This window comes from Corynebacterium sp. HMSC056F09 (assembly GCF_001815785.1).
GTDB classification, from domain to species: Bacteria; Actinomycetota; Actinomycetes; order Mycobacteriales; family Mycobacteriaceae; genus Corynebacterium; species Corynebacterium hiratae.
This window is the reverse complement of the sequence record NZ_KV821915.1, coordinates 54,983-73,614: the sequence shown is the minus strand read 5'-3', so window position 1 is coordinate 73,614 and position 18,632 is coordinate 54,983. Positions and strand designations below refer to the sequence as shown.

The following is an 18,632-nucleotide window of genomic DNA, read 5'->3' as shown; positions in this document are numbered from 1 at the left end:
CCGGCCCTTCTGCGTACTAGATGGCTTCTCCTGTGGGGTAGGCCGGAAAGGGGATGGGCTCCGCGGGTGTGGCCGGAGGCGTCTCAGCGGACTGGGGGATCACGGGGCTATCGGCGGGAATCTGCGGGGGCTGCTGTTTGACCTGCTCGCCGTTGAGGATAGGCGCGATTGCTTCACGGATGAGCGGGATGGCAGAGTCGGCGAAGGCCTTGGTGAAGTGGTGCATATCGCGATAGACCATAATATTGCCGATGATGACCGGGCAATCGCCGTCGGCGTTGCAGAACCACTTCGAGGTGTCCACGGCGAGCATGTTGTCGTACTGCGAGAGGACTTCAGCGCCGGGGTCATAGGGCGCGTAGACCTCCTCGAAACGCATGCCACACCCGAGGGAATCCTTGGTGGCCACGTAGCACTCATCAAACTGGCGGCCATTGCCGTGTTCATCGAAGCCCCACGGGTTGTCGCGGAAGCCTACAAAGGGGATATCGTGCTTGGCCAGCTCGTCCCAGAAGGCTATGTAGCCTGGTGGGACAGCATCGGGGCCGTGGCCGAACGGCTGTCCTGGCCGCGTGGAATTGGACACAACCAACGCTGGGTCCGCGTCGATGATGCGCTTGACCACTTCCTTGCTCCATTCGGCGCAAGAGGGCTTCACACTCAGTTCATCGCCCAACTCGATGGGGCAACCCACGCGGGTAAGCGGGACGAGCTTAAAGCCCATCTCGCGGCCCAAGTAATCCAGCGCCGAGGAGAACTGCTCCGCATGCGAGCCACCAACCAAGTAGACCTCGACGTCGGAATCAACGTCACCAAAGATGCACGGCGTCACGCCGTCTTTCTGCGTCTCGATGAAGTAGTCCGTTGGTTCCTGCTCCGGAATGAAGCACCAATTATCAGCGACCGGCGGCTGGATGCCGCGCGCGAGAATCGGGTCAGGCTTGATCTCTACGTTCTCAGGCGGCGTGATGTTCTCAACGAAGGTCGTGGCTCCCGGGTAGAGCCTCGGATCTAGGATTTCGCGGTTGGCCTCCTGCAGGCTACGCAGCCACAGCGGCTGAACGGCCACGAGAGCAATGGTGCAGGCAGCAACGACGACGCCACCGACCCCGCGGAGAGCGCCGGTGCGGGTGCGGAGGTCGGCGAGGCCGCGGTGGACGGGGAGGTCGTCAGCAAGCGGGCGTTTGCGATGCTGGCGCAGGGGCTTCTCGACGAAACGATGCGTCACATCCGCCAAGCCCAGCGACACCACGATAATGATGGCACCGAGCCACCACGGAGGGGTTTCCAGGCCGAGGGCGGCGATGGAAATGATGAGCAGAGGCCAGTGCCACAGATAGAGCGGGTAGGCGATATCACCGAGCCAGCGAGAAACCCGGGTGGTGAGCACCCGCGAGAAAGACCCGCCGGAACCAATGATGATGAGTACTGCACCGCCGATGGGCAAAAGAGACAGCGGCCCTGGGAACGCCAAGGTATCGGAAATGACCAGACCGGTGCAGGCGAGCGCGGCCAGACCGACGGCGGTGGCGAGGTTGGACAAGTGTTGCGGCATGCGCAGGTGCGAACCATAGATGACGAGCACCGCGCCCAAAGTCAGCTCCCAGGCGCGCGACCATGTGGAGTAGTAGTTCTCCGGGGTGCCAAAGAGCCCGTCGCGGGATGCATAGGCAAAAGAAGCGACGGTAACTACGAGGAGAATCGGGCCAGCGATGGAATTAATGGAAGAGAAGCGCTGTTCTCGCAGGCCCGTGTTCTTGGGGCGCAGGCGCATGAAAGCGGCCAGGCCGAGAGCGAAGAAGATGCCCAGCAGGTAGAACTGGCCCTGGACCGCCATGGACCACATGTGTTGCAGTGGTGATGTGCTTGCGGAGGCAGCGGCGTAGTCAGCGTTCTGCCGCGCTAATTCCCAGTTCTGGTAGTAGAAGACCGTCGCAGTGATCTGCTTGGTGAGCTCCGTGTTCATGAGCTTCGGAGCGAAAAGCCGGACGAGTAGATAGCTCACGCCGATGACGAGCACGAGGGAAGGAACAAGCCGGCGGAGCGTGCGCCAGATGGGCCACCACGGGTTCAGGGAGGCGTTGGGCCGCGCGGCATAGCGCAGCTGCGAGCCTAAGAAGAAGTACCCGGAAAGCAGGAGGAAGACATCGACGCCACCTGAGACACGACCAACGAAGACGTGGTACAGAACAACCAAGGCGATCGCGATGCCGCGGAGGCCGTCAAGGTCGTAACGGTAGCGGAATGTGGAGGGTGCTTGTTTATTCATAAAAGGAGGATTGTGTGGCGGCGAAATAACCGCATTACAGACTACCCCTTTCACGGGGTAAGGCCTAACTATGCAAGAGCTAAAGGGAATTTCCTATCTCGTGTGGGTTCCGCTAAAGTTGTTGAGGTTGTTCACGCACCGCGTGGAGGACACGTAAAACTTCATCTCTGCGTAACGCCGGTACCGCCTACGGACGGCCGGCACGTCACGCGCAGGATAAATCCAAGGGTTGAACCGGCGCGCCAGAAAGCGGCGCGTGTCTGAACTGCCCGGTGACTAGAAAAGGAGCCAATCATGGCCGTTAAGATCAAGCTGCAGCGTATGGGTAAGATCCGCAACGCTGAGTACCGCGTCATCGTCGCTGATGCACGCACCCGCCGCTCCGGCAAGGCTATCGAGAACATCGGTATCTACCAGCCGAAGCAGGAGCCGTCCCTGATCCAGATCGATTCCGAGCGCGCTCAGTACTGGCTGGGTGTCGGCGCACAGCCGACCGAGCCGGTTCTCGCACTGCTCAAGGTGACCGGTGACTGGCAGAAGTTCAAGGGTCTGCCGGGCGCAGAGGGCACCTTGAAGGTTGCTGAGCCGAAGCCGTCCAAGCTGGATCTCTTCAACGCCGCTCTGGCTGAGGCCAACAACGGCCCGACCATCGAGGCCATCACCGAGAAGAAGCGCAAGGCCAAGGAAGAGGCTGAGGCTAAGGCTGCCGCCGAAAAGGCTGCTGAGGAAGCCGCTGCTGCTGAGGCTGCTAAGGCCGAGGAAGAGGCCGCTAAGGCTGAAGAGGCTGATTCCGCTGAGGCTGAGGAGTCCGCAGAGTAATTTCTGCACTCCAAACGTAATATCCCCGCTGACCAGTAGGTCGCGGGGATATTCTAGTTTTTCGCCCGTGGGAGGCGGACTTCCAAAGGATTTTCGAAGTCCAAGCCGCGGACAGCGGAGGCAATAACTGACTGCGCCATAGCTTCCACCTTTTCCTCCGGTAGCGACCCCAAATGACCGCTGAGGCACAAGACCGTGAAACCGTGCACCGTGGACCATCCGGCTAGGCAATTCTGCATCATGTGCTGCCTCTTGGGTTGCTGGCCGATGGATCGCGCGTACTGCTCCATGTAGCCGTAGAAATTGAACATGGCTTGCACACGTGGATCTTCGCCGGGCCCCTCAGCCGCGGCTACGAGCCCGGCCGGAATATCAAAGCTGCTCGCGGCCATCATGCACATAAAGAAGTGCGGCTCTTCCAAGGCGTGGTGGAAGTAGGTGAAACCGGCCGCCATCATCTTGTCAATGATGGTGCCCTCCGTCGTTTCGAAGGTATCGCTGAGCTTGTTGATGAGTTCGTAGGTGGCGACGGCCCCGACGGCGTCGAGAAGCGCGGCTTGGTCCTTGAAGTGACGGTAGGCGGCGGTGGGGGAGACGCCCACCGCGCGCGTTGCGGCGCGAATCGTCACAGCCTCCGGTCCGCCCTCCCGGCCGAGCTTAATGGCCTCCCGGAGGATCTCTTCATGCAAATTTCCGTGATGATACGGCTTCGAACTACTCACGATTTTAGAATCGTACTAAAAGTCTAGACATTCGCGCCAGTGTTCGGTGTCAACATGGTGAGCAGCATGAGTGCAGGTTCCTCGCTACATGTCACCGCATGCGGCACGTACGCCGGAAGGTGCACTATGCGTCCGGGAGCGAGCACCTCATCTTGTTCCCCGCAACTAAAAATCACCGATCCCTGGAGCACCTGGACGGTGATGGGGTGCGCGGCCTTGTGATCAGGTAGGTCTTGTCCAGGCAGGAAGGAGAAGAGGATGAGGTTTGCGCCGTCGGCACTGAGGACCCTCTTAACGGCTGGTCTGGGGCGTGTGGGGTGTGGCTCGGGGGCCTCATCGAGCAGATTCAGTGTTGTGAGGGCGGCACTGTTGTGGGAGGCGTCGCCAAAGGTGGTTGCATCATTGATGGGAAGCTCAGTCATGCCGCCCCAGCGTAGCCCGTTAAGCTAGCAGGCATGGAACTACTCATTGGTCGCGTGGTGAAATCCCACGGCATTAAAGGCGAGGTCTCCGTCGAGGTGACCACCGATTCCCCGGAGACCCGATTCGCCGTCGGCGAGGTTCTCCACGGCACACAAGGCAAGAAGGAACACGAACTCACCATCGCGGCGGTGCGCGCCCACAAGGGGCGCCTGCTCATCACCTTTAAGGAAATCCCGGATCGCACGGCCGCGGACTCGCTGCGTGGCACCCAGTTCTTTGCCGAGCCCCTGGATGATCCGGAAGATGACGGCTTCTATGACCACGAGTTGGAAGGCTTGCGCGTCCTCCTCGATGGCATAGAGGTGGGCGAGGTGACCGGCGTGACCCACGGCCCTACGCAGTCCCTCCTAGAAGTCACGCTCACCGATGGCAAAGAAGCGCTCGTCCCCTTCGTGGAGGAGATCGTGCCGGAGATCGATCTGGAGGAAGGGACCTGCACGATTACTCCACCGGAGGGGCTGCTCGACCTATGAGAATCGACGTTCTCACCATCTTTCCGGAGTACCTCGACCCGCTGCGCCACGCACTGCTGGGCAAGGCCATCGAGCAGGGGAAGCTCGCGGTGGGCGTGCATGACCTGCGCCAGTGGGCCACCGACGTGCATAAATCCGTCGATGATTCCCCCTATGGCGGTGGTCCCGGCATGGTGATGAAGCCTGAGGTGTGGGGGCCCGCGCTTGACGACGTCTCCTCCGGCACCGCCTCCACTCAGGACCTGCAGAGCGCTCTGCCGCACCTGAGCAAGCCGCGCCACGACGATATCCATGGCGTCGAGGCGCGCTCCTATGGCGAAAGCGAGGGGTCGGATAAGCCGTTGCTCATCGTACCGACTCCCGCGGGAGAGCCTTTTACTCAGGCTGATGCGCAAACGTGGTCTGCGGAGGAGCACATTGTCTTTGCGTGCGGGCGCTACGAGGGCATCGACCAGCGCGTCGTCGACGATGCGCAGCACCGTTACCGCGTACGCGAGGTCTCCATCGGTGACTACGTGCTCATCGGCGGCGAGGTAGCTGTGCTCGTTATCGCCGAAGCCGTGGTGCGCCTCATACCTGGCGTGTTGGGGAACCGGCGCTCGCACGAAGAAGATTCCTTCTCCGATGGCCTGCTGGAGGGGCCCAGCTACACCAAGCCGCGCGAGTGGCGTGGCCTGGCGGTTCCGGACGTGCTGACCTCCGGCGACCACGCCCGTGTGGACCGGTGGCGCCGCGAGCAGTCGCTGGCGCGAACGTGGCAACGCCGCCCAGAGCTGCTCGATGCAGCGGAGTTAAGTGAGGCCGATCGCGCCTACCTGGAAACCTTAAAGGAGGATTGAGATGGACGTCAGCACTGACTTGTCAATACTTATGACTGAGGCTGAATGGAATAAGGTCCTCAAGGCCATGCCGCAGCGCTTGCGCGAAGGAGGCGTCGAACCGCTCGACATCAACGCAGAGATCATCTCCTTTACCTGCGAGCCCGACAATATCTTGGTCAACGAGTACATGGATAAACACGGCCAGCCGCCGGTGAGTGAGCACGTGTGGAGGGTCATCGTCAACGGCACCTCTGACCTGCCGCTGACCAAGGTCACCGCCGCCGTCGCGGAGTGCTTGCCGCCGCACACATTGTGGTACGGGACCTCCGAGATCGGCCACACCGAGTTTGGCCTGGGTACTTCCTGCGCGTGGCAGGGCGGGGTATAGGGTAGGAAGGTCTTTTAGTCCCCGACCCATAAAGAGGTTTTGTGAATATCGCAGCCACCATCGCTGGAGAGCTGGGCGTCAAAGAGCAGTTTGTCGAAGCCGCCCTCAAGCTCATGGCGGAGGGTAACACCGTTCCGTTCATCGCCCGATACCGCAAGGAAGCCACCGGCGGGCTGGATGACTCGCAGCTGCGTATCATCGAGGAGCGCTCGACCTACCTGCGGGAACTGGAGGAGCGCAAGGAAACGGTGCTCGCCGCGATTGAGGAGCAGGGCAAGCTGACCGATGAGCTGCGCGCGCTCATCCAGGGCTGCGAAACCAAGGCGCGCCTAGAGGATCTGTACCTGCCGTATAAGAAGCGCCGCAAAACCAAGGCGGATATCGCGCGTGAGGCAGGCTTGGAGCCGCTGACCGATAAGCTTATCGAGAACCCTTCGGCGGACCCGGCCGAGCTGGCAGGGGAGTACCTCACCGAAGGTTTCGAGGAAACGAAGAAGGCCCTCGATGGTGCTCGCGCCATCTTGGTGGACCGTTTTGCGCTGGACGCGGATCTCGTCGGCGAGGTGCGCGAGCGCATGTACACCAGCGGTTCCATGAACGCCGGTGTGGTGGAAGGCAAGGAAGCCGAAGGCGCAAAGTTCAAAGATTACTTCGAGTTCTCTGAACCCTTCGAGAAGCTTCCCTCGCACCGCATCTTGGCGCTGCTGCGCGGCGAGAACGAAGGCGTGCTGCAGCTCAACCTCGATGCCGGCGATGACGCCATCTACGAGGGCATGATCGCAGATCGCTTCGACCTAGACGTTGACACCTCCCGCTGGCTTGCCGACGCCGTCCACTGGGGCTGGCGCACCAAACTCTCCATCTCCTCGGGCCTCGACGTGCGCATGCGTCTCAAAGAGAAGGCGGAGGAAGGCGCGCTCAAGGTTTTCGCGACCAACCTGCGCGATGTTCTGCTGGCGGCCCCGGCGGGCCAGCGCGCGACGCTGGGCTTGGACCCGGGATACCGCAACGGCGTCAAGTGTGCGGTCGTCGACCCGACGGGCAAGGTCCTAGCCACCACCATCGTCTACCCGCACCAGCCGCAGCAGAAGTGGGCTGAGGCGGTGAGGGAGTTGGCGTCGTTAAGCGCGGCTCATTCGGTGGACCTCATGGCGATTGGTAATGGCACCGCTTCGCGTGAGACGGAGAAGCTTGCCGGTGAAGTCGCGGACCTCATCGCGCAGGCGGGTGGGAAGCGGCCGAGCCCGGTCGTGGTGTCGGAGGCGGGCGCGTCGGTGTATTCGGCTTCGCAGCTGGCGGCCGATGAATTCCCCGACATGGACGTCTCCCTGCGTGGTGCGGTATCCATCGCGCGCCGCCTGCAGGACCCGCTGGCGGAGCTGGTGAAGATTGACCCGAAGGCCATTGGTGTGGGGCAGTACCAACATGACGTCAACCAGGTCGCACTCGCGCGCACGCTCGATGGCGTGGTGGAAGACGCGGTGAATGGCGTCGGCGTGGACCTGAATACGGCGTCGGCTCCGCTGCTGGAGCGCGTGGCTGGCGTGAACTCCACGATTGCGGCCAACATCGTGGCCTACCGCGATGAGAATGGCACGTTTGCCTCGCGCAAGGAGCTGAAGAAGGTGCCGCGCTTGGGGCCGAAGGCTTTCGAGCAGGCGGCGGGCTTCCTGCGCATCAATGGCGGTAAGGATCCGCTCGATGCCTCGGCCGTGCACCCGGAGGCCTACCCGGTGGTGGCGCGCATCGCGGAGAAGACTGGTCTGGGGGTCTCGGAGCTCATCGGCAATTCGCGGGTGTTGACGAAGCTGTCGCCGGCGGACTTCGCCGACGACACCTTCGGTGTGCCGACGGTGACGGATATCATCGCGGAGCTGGACAAGCCGGGCCGCGACCCGCGCCCGGAGTTTAAGACCGCGACGTTCAAGGAGGGCGTGGATAAGGTCTCGGACTTGAAACCGGGCATGATTCTGGAGGGCACCGTGACCAACGTTGCGGCCTTCGGTGCGTTCATCGACGTTGGCGTGCACCAAGACGGGCTTGTGCATGTGTCCGCGATGAGCCACAAGTTCGTCTCCGACCCGCACGATGTGGTCCGCTCGGGCCAGGTAGTGAAGGTGAAGGTCATGGAGGTAGACGTGGAGCGCCAGCGCATTGGTTTGTCGCTGCGGCTTGACGACGAACCCGGCCAGCCCGCGCCTAAGCGCCGCAACGACGGTGGGCGTTCCGAGGGGCGCGGCGGCCGCTCCGACCGGCGCAACTCCCGCCGCGACGGTGGGCGTGGCCGCGTGGACCGCGGCGGCGGTGGCTCAATGGCCGACGCTCTCAAGAAGGCCGGCTTCTAACCGTTCAAACGGTCGGAGCTTTGTGTGTTCTCGCCCCAGCGGCGGCTTTAGAGTCCGTCTCCTGAGAATCCGAGATCGTTCAGTGCAGACGGCGGGATGAGACTTAGCTGAGGGATCGCCGAAGGCGCGGAAAGCCTCGCGGTTTTGCGGGGCCTCCGCGTGGAGTAGGCACCATGCTGGGGATGAGCTGCTTTGGCGGCACGGTGCTGGGGTGCGAGCTATCCGGGCGGTGGGCTACCGTTTGGTGGATCCGGCGGTCGGGCGTGGGTTTTGTCGGCGGCGAGCCGTTTGACCGCTTCTTGGTAGGCGGGCTGCCCGGTAATCGGCGTTCCCCAGGGCGGGATGTAGTCAACGGGCCCTTTTAGACGAAAGACATAGCCTCTGCCGGTCGGGCTGGTGGGGTCATCGTCGTTGATGCCGTTGTGGTAGGCGCACAGCATGGTCAGGTTGGGCGGGTTGGTCTCCCCGCCTGCCTGCCAGGGAATGATGTGGTGGACTTGGCAGTAGTCCGCCGGTTTATTGCAGTCCTCGATAGCGCAGGTGGGGTGTTCGGCGCTGGCCATGATGCGCTGCTCGAGGCTGGCAAAGCGCGAAAGTCGGTGCAACCACACCGGCCCGATGGTGGGGTGGACCAATGTGGCGTAGCCAGTTTCGGCGAACTTGTAGGTGAGAAACTCTGCGCCACTCATGCGCCCGCCGTTGGTGAGCTCGAGTTCGATGTCGTCGCCGTCATGGCGGACGACTTTGTCGAGCTCGTCGAGCGTTATCACGACGTTGGTTCCCACCGCCGGCCGCGAGCCCACGCCTTCTTTGAAGAAAACCTGGTGGGTGGCGTCCAGGAGGTCGGCGGGGTTGATGGACTCGAGTGTGCTGCGAATGGTGGATATGTTCAGAGCGGTATCGGTAACCGTGAGCGAGTGCGGGCCATTCTTGCGGTAGGTCAGCCGCACCCCTGGTGAAGGCACGCGTTTGGGCCTGAGCTCCTTCAAGCGCTCCACCGCCACTGAAGCAACCCGTTCTGAAGGCGTGGATGCCAGCGCGACGCGCAAATTCCAGACATCGAGCTGTTTCTTCAACTTGGCGGTGTAGGACTCAATCAGGTTCAACGTGGCCAGGTCGTGGCCCTGGCGTTGGGCCGCCTGACGCGCTGCGCGCTGCTTTCCGGTGAAGCGGGTATCGCCGAAATAAATGGCATGAAGCGACGCCAGCTCCGCGGCATCACCGGCCGAGGCGCCGAGCGCACGTAAGCCTTCGGGTGTGCTGGTTGCTGCTTCCACCAACGCAATCCCCGAATTGCGAAGGCGGATGTAGGTTTCGATATCCCCCATGGGCACAGAGACTAAAACAGGCCTTAATGCCTCGCAACCGGAGGAGAAAACGCCCTGTTCATGTGCCTCATAACTTGGATCTCACGCGGGAATGGCCAGCACCCACACGGCCAAACGCAGCCCCGAGCTCGTAATCCACGCGAGAATAACTGGACTGGGCGCAATGACACGAATGGCTATAAGTTCACAGGGCCAACATATCAAGTGGTATGTTTGGTGAAACAAATGAACTAGCGTCCCGCTCATCTTTGTTCTGCCGCTGAAAGTCCTGGGCAGAAGGTTAAGAGCGGACCTGAGCTATCACTATAAGGAGGCGGGAATGAGCCGTGAGACTGAAGAAGACCGGAAGAATGGTTCTTCGCCTGGTCGGGCGAATGAGGGGAGTGCTGCGACCCGCGACAGCGAAGCCATGGGCTGGCACCGCGTCCTGGATTGGCGCCCCACGAGTACCGTGTCGCGCGTGCTCATCGTTTTTCTTCTCGTTGCACCGCTGATCGTCGCCGGCACCATGATGTGGGCCATGTGGGACCCGTCAAAGTACATGCGCAACATTGACCTGGCGGTGGTGAATGAGGATGCGGGCGTCGAGAAGCAGGGCAAATACACCAATTACGGTGATCAGGTCGTCGAAGGCCTGTTGGAGACGGGGTACCTGAACTTCGCCGAGGTCAGCAAAGACGATGGGGACGAGGGGTTGCTCAAGGGCAAGTACCTCATGGTGGTGACCATCCCGGAGAACTTTTCCGAGCAGGCCGTCACCATCATCAGCGATAAACCAGTCAAACCGGAGATTCATTTCGCCACCAATGATTATTACGGCACGAATGGCTCGGTGATTTCCTCCAGCCTCATCCCGCAGGTCCAGACCAGCGTGGAAAATGCGATTTCCAAGAAATACGCCGACCAGGTCATCGAAGGTCTCAACAAACTCAGCGACGGCCTAGGCACCGCGGCGGAGGGCGCCGGCCGTCTCGATGAGGGTGCGGGCAAATTGCAGGAAGGCGGCGGGCGCGCGGTCGAGGGAATCGCCAAGCTGGACGCCGGCGCGGGCGATCTCAACAACGGTACGGGCCAGCTGCTGGACGGCACGAACCGCCTGAATGACGGAGTAGGACGCCTCAGCGATGGCGCCGCGCAGCTCGATGATGGCGCCGCCCAGCTTGCCGACGGCTCCGACAAACTCCTTGCCGGCACCGGCCGCCTAGCGGATGGCGCGGGTCAGATCGACGGCGGTGTTAACCAGCTCACGGGCATGCTCATCCCGGTGCTCAAGCAGGCGCAGGCTGTGGCCCCGGCACTCCTGCAGCTTGTCGACGTCCTCCGCGGCCTCGGCATGCACCAACAAGCTGAGCAGCTTTATTCACTGGTCTCCAAGCTGGACCCGGCCGCCAGCGGCAACATGGTGGCGCAGTTGGAGAAGCTTTCTGCCGGCACCGGCCAGCTCTACTACAACCTGGCTGATCCCAATTCGGAGTACCTGGGCGGCATGATGGCTCTTAATGACGGTGCGCACCGCTTGTCCGATGGTTCCCAGCAGCTGCGTGCGGGTGTTGGCGAACTGAGCGACGGTGCCGCCCAGCTGAAGGACGGTGCTTCCCGCTTGCACGAGGGCACCGGCACGTTGAAGGATGGCACGAGCCAGCTCGCCGCCGGTGGCACCGAGCTGAAGGATGGCATGGACCAGCTCAAGGCGGGCTCGAACGAATTGGCCACCAAGCTTGTCGACGGCGCCGCCAAGGCCCCCTCCATTACCCAGCCGGATACGTCTGCGCAGAACATGGCCGTGCCCATCAACTTCACCTCCTCCAACCTTCACCCAGTGCAGACGGTGGTCGACCCGGTCGATCCGACCCAGAAGAACATCACTGGTGGCGTATCGATGCTCTTCGTGCTCGTCTTCGGCTTCCTCGTCATGCTGCTGGTTGCCATGACACTGCCTTATTATCTGGGGCGCCGGGGCGAGTCGGCCACAAGCCCGGTGCGCGGTATCCTCGCAGCCTTTGGAGTCGTGGCGGGCTTGAATTTCCTCGTCCTAGCCTTCATGGCCTTCATGTCCTCCATGATGGGATGGTCACCGGCGAGCTGGCCGATGATGCTGCTAGTTATCGCCGCCATCGCCGCCGTGGGGGCGGCGACCTACCAGTTCTTCCTGGTCACCTTTGGACGCAAGATCGGCGCCATCTTCGCCGTAGGTGCGTTCGCTCTGGGCATCATGGTCTTCGGCGGTGTATGGCCGGTGGCGGCGATTCCGCGCCCGTTGAGCATGTTGCATCCTTTCCATCCGATGTCCTATGCGAAGAATGCCTTTACCCGCGCCACCGACGGCATCCACGACGGAACTTTCTGGGCCGGTATCGCGGTGTTGTTTATTGTGACAGCCCTCGCACTGGTGGCTTCCTGCGTGGTCTTCCGGGCTCGCCACCATGGCACCGCCCGAATTGTGGACGAGCACCTCTTCCGCGCTCCGGCGTTGGTCGACGCCTAGTAATCGCGAGACGCGAGCCCACCCGGAAGGTTACGCAGCTCGATGCCCATATCCGCCGCCAGATCGGCGTAGCGTAGGACGAAGCCCGCGCTGCGCCCACCGGAGGGGCAGGCCACGTAGACCAGTTCGGAGGAGCACGAAGCGAGCGCTCGGCGCACGGCATCATCATCGGTGACGGTATGCCAGGGCAGTGACACCGTGGCATCAGGAAAGCCGGTGTTCTCGGAGATATCGAGGAGGGCGGCGTGGCCGTCGCGAAGCTCAGGCGGAAAGCTGCGCTCTCCGGGCAAGGTGCTGACCAGCGGGCGCGCAGGATCCGGGCCGACTGTGAGCGTGCGGAAACTACCGGGCAGCGCCTCATAGGACGTAACACGGCCACGCAGCTCCTCATGGTGCGGAAGCTTCCCCAACCAGCCCAGCGTCGCGGTGGCCATGAGCCCCGCGATGACGGACGTCGTAGCACCCAGGACCCCAGCCGTGGAGCACTCGAGCGCCTCGCCCTCCGGCGGGGCGGGGAAGAGATCACGCAAGCCCACCCCGCGCCCGTCAGCGCAGTCCTTACCGGAATGCCACAGCGCGGCCTGCCCGCCGTAGCGCAGCACGGTTCCCCAATCCAGCGGGGTAGAGGTGAGCTCGCAGGCGTCTGCGACGAGGTACTTCGTGTCGAAGGTATCTGAGCCATCGAGGACGAGGTCGGCCTCGGCGCAGAGGTCAAGAACAGTAGAGGAAGTCAGCCGCGCGTTGAGCGCGGTGATTTGCAGCTCGGGGGCAAGCTCGCGGGCGCGCGCGGCGGCTACCTCGGCCTTGGGCTTGCCGACGTCCCCCGCACCAAACAGCACCTGCCTGTGCAGGTTGCTGATATCGACGGTATCGGAATCGATGAGCGTGATGCGCCCGATGCCTGCCGCCGCGAGCTGCTGGAGAGCCGGGCAGCCCAGCCCGCCGGCGCCCACGACGAGCACGTGCGCGGCATTGAGACGCTCCTGGGCCGCATCGCCGAAGCCGGGCAGGAGGCGTTGGCGCGCGGTCCGGGCGCGTTCGGTTTTGCTGAGCATGATGTCTGTCCTTTTAAGCAGTGGGCTATAGGACCTGGTCCGCCCAGGAGGCTAGGCCCTCGAAGGTGGAGGATGCCTGGGCATGTTCGCGCTGCGGGATACGACCGGCGCTGCGCGCGAGTCGTCCCGCTTCGACGGCGTGGCGCATGGCGGTGGCCATGGCTTCCGGATCTTGGCAGCGGTTGACTGCGCTGGCGAGCAGCACACCGGAGCAGCCGAGCTCCATGGCGAGGGTGGCATCGGAGGCGGTGCCGATGCCGGCGTCGACAAGCACGGGCACCGAGGCACGTGAGCAGATGAGCTCGAGGTTGTGCGGGTTGAGGATGCCCAGCCCGGTGCCGATGGGGGCGCCCAGCGGCATGACGGCCGCAGCGCCCGCATCCTCGAGGCGCTGGGCGGCCACGGGATCGTCGCTGGTGTAGGCCAGCACGGTGAAACCTTCGGCGCTGAGCAGTTCGGTGGCGTCGAGGGTCTCCACGACATCGGGCAGGAGCGTGTGCTCGTCGGCGATGACTTCTACCTTGACCCAGGATGTCCCCAGCGCCTCGCGGGCCATGCGGGCGGTGAGCACGGCCTCGCGCGCGGTGCGGCAGCCGGCGGTGTTGGGCAACGGAGCGATGCCCAGCCGGCGCAACAGGTCGAAGATGCTCTCACCGTCACGGGTACCAGCGTGGCGGCGCATGGCCACGGTGGTCAGCTCGGTTCCGGAGGCGACGAGCGCGCGCTCCAAGGCCTCATGGCTCGTGGCCCCACCGGTGCCCATGATGAGGGGGGAAGAAAAGGTGGTATCGGCGATGGTGAGCATGTAGTTTCTAGCCTCCCTGAACAGCGGTGAGGACTTCCACGGTCGCGCCTTCGGTGAGTGGGGTGGACTCCCACTGCGAGCGTGGAACGACCTGCTCGGACAGTGCCACGGCGGTGCCGTCGGCGTCGATGCCTTTTTCTTCCAGCAGTTGGGCGACGGTGTCTGCTGCCGTGTCATAGGGCTGACCGTTAAAGATCAGAATCATTGTTGCTCCTTGAGGTGACGCAGGGGATCACATGCGGTGAGATCGATGCTGGGTTCGGTGCCTTCGATGAGCTCGCGGGTGCAGCGCGCGGCTAGGGCCGTGAGCAGAATGCCGTGGCGGAAATAGCCGGTGGAGATGACGAGCTTGTCGCTGACGCGGCCGAGATACGGCAAGTCATCCGGAGTGCCAGGGCGGGCACCCGCGCTGGCCTCGAGGAATTCGCATTCTTCGATGGCGGGGAGAATGCGGATGGCGTCGCGAAGCAGCGCGTAGACACCGCCGGCCTGGGCCGTGGCAAGCGTGTCCTCGCGGGTTGTAGCGCCGACCGCGAGGGTGCCATCTCCGCGGGGGATGAGGTAGATGGGGCGGTCCTCCACGAAGCCGCGGACGACTCGGGTGAGCAGCGGCTGGAGCTCGTCCGGTACGCGCAGGCGCAGGATATCTCCGTACACCGGGCGCAGGTGCAGCGGGGAATCTGTGAGCCCAGCCGCGGCTGCCCACTCGATATCGCGTGCCCCCAGGCCTGCAGCGAGCACCACATCGTCGGCGTGGAATTGGCCTGCGGGAGTGCTCACGACGCCAGTGGCGGCGTCAATAGACTGCGCTGCCGTGCGGAAGAAGCGCACCCCAAGACCCTGGGCAGCGCTGATGAGGGCAGCCGCCCACTGGCGGGGAAAGACCTGCGTGTCGCCCGGGATACTCACTGCAGCGGCCAAACGTGGCGAGAGTAAAGGTTCGGCACGCCGGGCCTCGCGCACGGTGATGCGCTCGACCTCCATGCCGTGGAGGGACTGATAGTCAGCCAGCTCGGTGAGATGCTGAGCATCCGCGCGGTCGGCGGCGACGACGAGTGTTCCCTCGGCGCGGTAGCCAGTGGGGACCTCCGTGTGGGCGGCAACCAGATCGATAAGCTCTGGGTACCACGCGCCGGAGGCACGCATCAGCGGGAAGAGAGGATCCTGCTGGTAGACCACCTCCGCGGCGGGGGCGAGCATGCCTCCGGCGTAGTGCGAAGCCCCAGAGGCCGGTGCCGGGTCCAGCACCGTGACCTCATAGCCTTGGGCAGCCAACTCCACTGCTGTGGCCAGACCAATGACGCCAGCTCCGACAACGATGACTGAAGAATCAGAGCTAGTACTCATCGCGCACCTTCGTCGAAACCGGACAGCAGTTCACGGCAATAAGCTTCCGGGTCCTCGGCGTGCATGATGCCGCGCACGACGGCTAGGCCGGCCACGCCGGTTGCCGCCAGATCGGCTGCATCGTTGGCGGTGACATCCCCGATGGCCACGAGCGGTACGCGGGAGAGCTTCACCAAATCCGGGTAGGCATCAAGCCCTAATGGCGTGCGGCCGGATTCCTTCGTCGGTGTCGCGCGGAACGGGCCGCAGCCGATGTAGTCAATGACATCTGCGACGTCATTGGCGGACTCAACCAACTCGCGGGTGCCGGTGGTCAGACCGATAATCGCGTCCGGCCCCAACAACGCGCGGGCGGCGGCCACGGGCAGATCGTCCTGGCCAACATGCACGCCGTGCACCGGCTCGCCGGCGTGGCGTAGGGCGGCGGCGACGTCGACGCGGTCGTCGATAAGCACACGCGTTTCTGGGTTGGCCTGTGCCACCGCGCGGGCTACCTCTCGACCCAGATGGTAGAGGTCGCGGGCGGAAATCGGCTTGGAGCGTACCTGTACAACCCCGGCACCGCCCCGGGCCGCTGCGGCAGCGATGCGCACGATCTCCGCAGGCGTGCCCTTGCCCGTGACGAAGTAGCAGCGAAGATCAGGCATGCGTGGTTTCTTCCTCCTGATAGAGCTGGGATCCCTGAGCCTTAAACTCTTCCGACATCTGCTTCTCACCGGCACGGGCAGCGGCCACAACCTCGGGATCGATGGCGCCCTTACCCGGGAAACTTGGCATACCAAGGGAATCGGAGAAGGTATCCCGGATGTCCTGGCTGATGCGCATAGAGCAGAACTTCGGGCCGCACATGGAGCAGAAGTGCGCGGTCTTCGCCGGCTCCGCGGGCAGGGTCTCGTCGTGGTAGGCCTGCGCGGTGTCTGGGTCGAGGGAGAGCGCGAACTGGTCGTGCCAGCGGAACTCAAAGCGAGCCTTGCTCATCGCGTCATCCCAGGCGCGCGCACCTGGGTGGCCCTTGGCCACGTCGGCCGCATGGGCGGCAAGCTTATAGGTGATGACGCCGGTCTTGACGTCATCGCGGTTGGGCAGCCCCAAGTGCTCCTTCGGGGTGACGTAGCACAGCATGGCCGTACCACCCATGGCGATGTGCGCCGCGCCAATGGCGGAGGTGATGTGGTCATAGCCCGGGGCAATATCGGTGACCAGCGGGCCCAGCGTGTAGAAGGGCGCATCGGAGGCCCAGTCCTGCTCGAGCTCGTTGTTTTCCTGAATCATGTTGAGCGGCACGTGCCCCGGGCCTTCCACCATGACCTGGACGTCGTACTCCCAGGCGCGCCGGGTGAGCTCACCGATGGTCTTGAGCTCGGCGAACTGGGCGGTGTCGTTGGCATCCGCTAGGGAGCCGGGGCGCAAGCCATCGCCGAGCGAGAAAGCGACGTCGTAGCGCGCAAAAATCTCACAGAGTTCGTCGAAGTTTTCATAGAGGAAGGACTCCTTATGGTGCGCCAGGCACCAGCCCGCCATGATAGAGCCGCCGCGGGAAACAATGCCGGTAACACGGTTCGTGGTCAACGGCACATAGGGCAGCAGCACGCCGGCGTGCACGGTCATGTAATCCACGCCCTGCTCGCACTGTTCGATGACGGTATCGCGGAAAATCTCCCACGTCAGGTCCTCAGCTACGCCGTTGACCTTCTCCAGCGCCTGGTAGATGGGCACGGTGCCGATGGGGACCGGTGAGTTGCGCAGGATCCACTCGCGCGTGGTGTGGATGTCATCACCGGTGGAGAGGTCCATAACGGTATCCGCGCCCCAGCGGGTGGCCCAGCGCAGCTTCGACACCTCTTCCTCAATGGAGGAGGTCACCGCGGAGTTGCCGATGTTGGCGTTGATCTTGGTCAGGAACTTGCGGCCGATAATCATCGGCTCCGACTCGGGGTGGTTGACGTTGTTAGGCAGGATGGCGCGGCCACGGGCGATCTCGGAACGCACGAACTCTGGGTCGCAGTGCTCGCGCAGAGCCACGAACTCCATCTCCTTGGTGACGATCCCCTGGCGTGCGTAGTGCATCTGGGTAACGCGCTTGCCTTCCTTCGCACGCAGCGGCTGGCGACGCTCCCCCTTCCACTCCAAGGAAGCCGCACCGCGGCGCTCGGCCGAGCGGCCATCGTCAGCAAGGTTGCGTGCGCGGCCCTCATACTCTTCAACGTCTCCGCGCTCCGCAATCCATTCGGCGCGCAGGGCCGGCAGGCCTACTTCAGGCTCACACTCCGGGCCGCGCGTGCGGTAGATGCGGAAGGGTTCGTTGGGCCCTGTGGGGGAATCATCCAGCTGGATCTCGGTCTCGGGCACCTCCAGACCTTTCTCCCGGATGGGGGAGTAGGAGTGCTTGGGGTGGATCTCGCCGGAGTCGGTGGACTGGATGGGGTTATGGGTAGCCGTCATGGCTGCTCCTCTCTTCCTTCGCTGGTGCTAACCAGACAGGTTCGAACGGTGCAGGCGCGGTATCAGCGCCACTCTCAGCCCACTTCCCGTGGGCACCCGTGGGGTATCAGTGCGTCACCCACCTTAGAGCCCCCGGTGGGCAGGTGTCAGGCGTTTGGGGCAATTTGTTCTGCGGGGGTGGGGTGTGGAAAGATAGCGATGTTCTGTGTAATAGGCACGAACCGGTCAGCCGCTTCGCGGTGGCGCCAGGGTCCTCTGTCTTAAACTGAAAAGGAAAACACCAATGGCAAACCTCATTGATAAGGTTGATGCAGCTTCGCTGCGCGACGATATCCCGTCCTTCCGCCCGGGCGATACCCTTGACGTCAACGTCAAGGTCATCGAGGGCAGCACCGAGCGTACCCAGCTCTTCAAGGGTGTCTGCATCCGCCGTCAGGGCGACGGCATCCGCGAGACCTTCACCGTGCGTAAGGTTTCCTTCGGCATCGGCGTTGAGCGTACCTTCCCGGTTCACTCCCCGAACATTGCCTCCATCGAGGTAGTTCGCCGCGGCCGCGTGCGCCGCGCGAAGCTGTACTACCTGCGCGACCTGCGTGGCAAGAAGGCCCGCATCAAGGAGCGCCGCTAATTTACAGCGCGTCACAGCCCTTCGCCTTATCCTCATCGCGAGGAAAGGTGAAGGGCTTTCTTTTTTGGCTTCATCCTTCTAGCGCGCGCCGCGCGGGGCCCACAAGGCCCGTGAGGATAAGACACATTGCTAGGATTTAGTCCGTGGAAAAAGAAAACGACTTTACTGAAGGTTCCCAGGGCGCTGGGGGAGAGGCGTCGGAAAGCGCGGCATCCCCAACTG

The 18,632-nt window shown here is 63.2% G+C and carries 17 protein-coding genes and 1 riboswitch; of the genes, 7 read left to right on the top strand and 10 right to left on the bottom strand.

Translation table 11 applies throughout. The features are described 5' to 3' along the window. Window positions 1–16: 16 nt before the first annotated feature. Window positions 17–2,269, bottom strand: coding sequence for an acyltransferase family protein (locus HMPREF3056_RS04175; RefSeq protein WP_070682050.1), 2,253 nt, complete (start codon window positions 2,267–2,269; stop codon window positions 17–19). A gap of 294 nt (window positions 2,270–2,563) precedes the next feature. On the opposite strand from HMPREF3056_RS04175, the gene rpsP reads away from it, so the two are divergent. Continuing rightward, window positions 2,564–3,088, top strand: a complete 525-nt coding sequence (gene rpsP / locus HMPREF3056_RS04170) for a 30S ribosomal protein S16 (RefSeq protein WP_046648030.1) — start codon at window positions 2,564–2,566, stop codon at window positions 3,086–3,088. 53 nt (window positions 3,089–3,141) lie between these two features. On the opposite strand, the gene HMPREF3056_RS04165 is transcribed toward rpsP, so the two are convergent. Beyond that, window positions 3,142–3,777 carry a TetR/AcrR family transcriptional regulator gene (locus HMPREF3056_RS04165; RefSeq protein WP_246822463.1) on the bottom strand — a complete coding sequence of 212 codons (636 nt, stop codon included), beginning with the start codon at window positions 3,775–3,777 and terminating at the stop codon, window positions 3,142–3,144. A gap of 56 nt (window positions 3,778–3,833) precedes the next feature. Beyond that, window positions 3,834–4,232 (bottom strand): cupin domain-containing protein, encoded by a 399-nt coding sequence (locus tag HMPREF3056_RS04160; RefSeq protein WP_070545762.1) that lies wholly within the window; start codon window positions 4,230–4,232, stop codon window positions 3,834–3,836. A 33-nt stretch (window positions 4,233–4,265) separates the two neighbouring features. Here HMPREF3056_RS04160 and rimM point away from each other — a divergent pair, with 33 nt between their 5' ends. The 4 genes from rimM to HMPREF3056_RS04140 are packed head-to-tail and all read left to right on the top strand — an operon-like array spanning window position 4,266 to window position 8,320. Next, window positions 4,266–4,766, top strand: coding sequence for a ribosome maturation factor RimM (rimM, locus tag HMPREF3056_RS04155; RefSeq protein WP_070754168.1), 501 nt, complete (start codon window positions 4,266–4,268; stop codon window positions 4,764–4,766). Then, complete coding sequence (trmD, locus tag HMPREF3056_RS04150) at window positions 4,763–5,605, top strand: tRNA (guanosine(37)-N1)-methyltransferase TrmD (RefSeq protein WP_070754166.1); 843 nt, start codon at window positions 4,763–4,765, stop codon at window positions 5,603–5,605. The genes rimM and trmD overlap by 4 nt, the downstream gene beginning before the upstream one ends. Window positions 5,606–5,636: 31 nt before the next feature. Next, the gene (locus HMPREF3056_RS04145; protein ID WP_232751664.1) at window positions 5,637–5,975 is read left to right on the top strand and encodes a hypothetical protein; all 339 of its coding nucleotides are present in this window, start codon (window positions 5,637–5,639) and stop codon (window positions 5,973–5,975) included. Between the two features lie 41 nt (window positions 5,976–6,016). After that, complete coding sequence (locus HMPREF3056_RS04140) at window positions 6,017–8,320, top strand: Tex family protein (protein ID WP_070754164.1); 2,304 nt, start codon at window positions 6,017–6,019, stop codon at window positions 8,318–8,320. A gap of 218 nt (window positions 8,321–8,538) precedes the next feature. Here HMPREF3056_RS04140 and HMPREF3056_RS04135 read toward each other — a convergent pair whose 3' ends face one another. Then, complete coding sequence (locus HMPREF3056_RS04135; RefSeq protein ID WP_046648037.1) at window positions 8,539–9,648, bottom strand: HNH endonuclease signature motif containing protein; 1,110 nt, start codon at window positions 9,646–9,648, stop codon at window positions 8,539–8,541. 319 nt (window positions 9,649–9,967) lie between these two features. On the opposite strand from HMPREF3056_RS04135, the gene HMPREF3056_RS04130 reads away from it, so the two are divergent. Beyond that, complete coding sequence (locus tag HMPREF3056_RS04130) at window positions 9,968–12,133, top strand: YhgE/Pip domain-containing protein (protein WP_070754162.1); 2,166 nt, start codon at window positions 9,968–9,970, stop codon at window positions 12,131–12,133. Here the strand turns inward: HMPREF3056_RS04130 and HMPREF3056_RS04125 are convergent. The 6 genes from HMPREF3056_RS04125 to thiC form a co-directional block, all read right to left on the bottom strand. Next, window positions 12,130–13,188, bottom strand: a complete 1,059-nt coding sequence (locus HMPREF3056_RS04125) for a ThiF family adenylyltransferase (protein WP_070754160.1) — start codon at window positions 13,186–13,188, stop codon at window positions 12,130–12,132. The genes HMPREF3056_RS04130 and HMPREF3056_RS04125 overlap by 4 nt on opposite strands. A 25-nt stretch (window positions 13,189–13,213) precedes the next feature. Beyond that, window positions 13,214–13,993 (bottom strand): thiazole synthase, encoded by a 780-nt coding sequence (locus HMPREF3056_RS04120; protein WP_070754159.1) that lies wholly within the window; start codon window positions 13,991–13,993, stop codon window positions 13,214–13,216. A 7-nt stretch (window positions 13,994–14,000) separates the two neighbouring features. Further along, the gene (thiS, locus tag HMPREF3056_RS04115; RefSeq protein ID WP_046648041.1) at window positions 14,001–14,198 is read right to left on the bottom strand and encodes a sulfur carrier protein ThiS; all 198 of its coding nucleotides are present in this window, start codon (window positions 14,196–14,198) and stop codon (window positions 14,001–14,003) included. Next, on the bottom strand, window positions 14,195–15,340 hold the full coding sequence (thiO, locus tag HMPREF3056_RS04110; RefSeq protein WP_070512612.1) for a glycine oxidase ThiO: 1,146 nt from the start codon (window positions 15,338–15,340) through the stop codon (window positions 14,195–14,197). Before thiO ends, thiS begins: the two co-directional genes overlap by 4 nt. After that, on the bottom strand, window positions 15,337–15,987 hold the full coding sequence (locus HMPREF3056_RS04105; RefSeq protein WP_070512615.1) for a thiamine phosphate synthase: 651 nt from the start codon (window positions 15,985–15,987) through the stop codon (window positions 15,337–15,339). The genes thiO and HMPREF3056_RS04105 overlap by 4 nt, the downstream gene beginning before the upstream one ends. Further along, entirely contained in the window at window positions 15,980–17,782 is a 1,803-nt protein-coding gene (thiC, locus tag HMPREF3056_RS04100) for a phosphomethylpyrimidine synthase ThiC (protein WP_070701715.1), read from the bottom strand. The genes HMPREF3056_RS04105 and thiC overlap by 8 nt, the downstream gene beginning before the upstream one ends. Then, a riboswitch (TPP riboswitch) is annotated at window positions 17,778–17,892 on the bottom strand. Its footprint overlaps the gene before it by 5 nt. Window positions 17,893–18,065: 173 nt before the next feature. On the opposite strand from thiC, the gene rplS reads away from it, so the two are divergent. Beyond that, window positions 18,066–18,410, top strand: coding sequence for a 50S ribosomal protein L19 (gene rplS / locus HMPREF3056_RS04095; protein WP_046648044.1), 345 nt, complete (start codon window positions 18,066–18,068; stop codon window positions 18,408–18,410). Window positions 18,411–18,632: the final 222 nt, after the last annotated feature.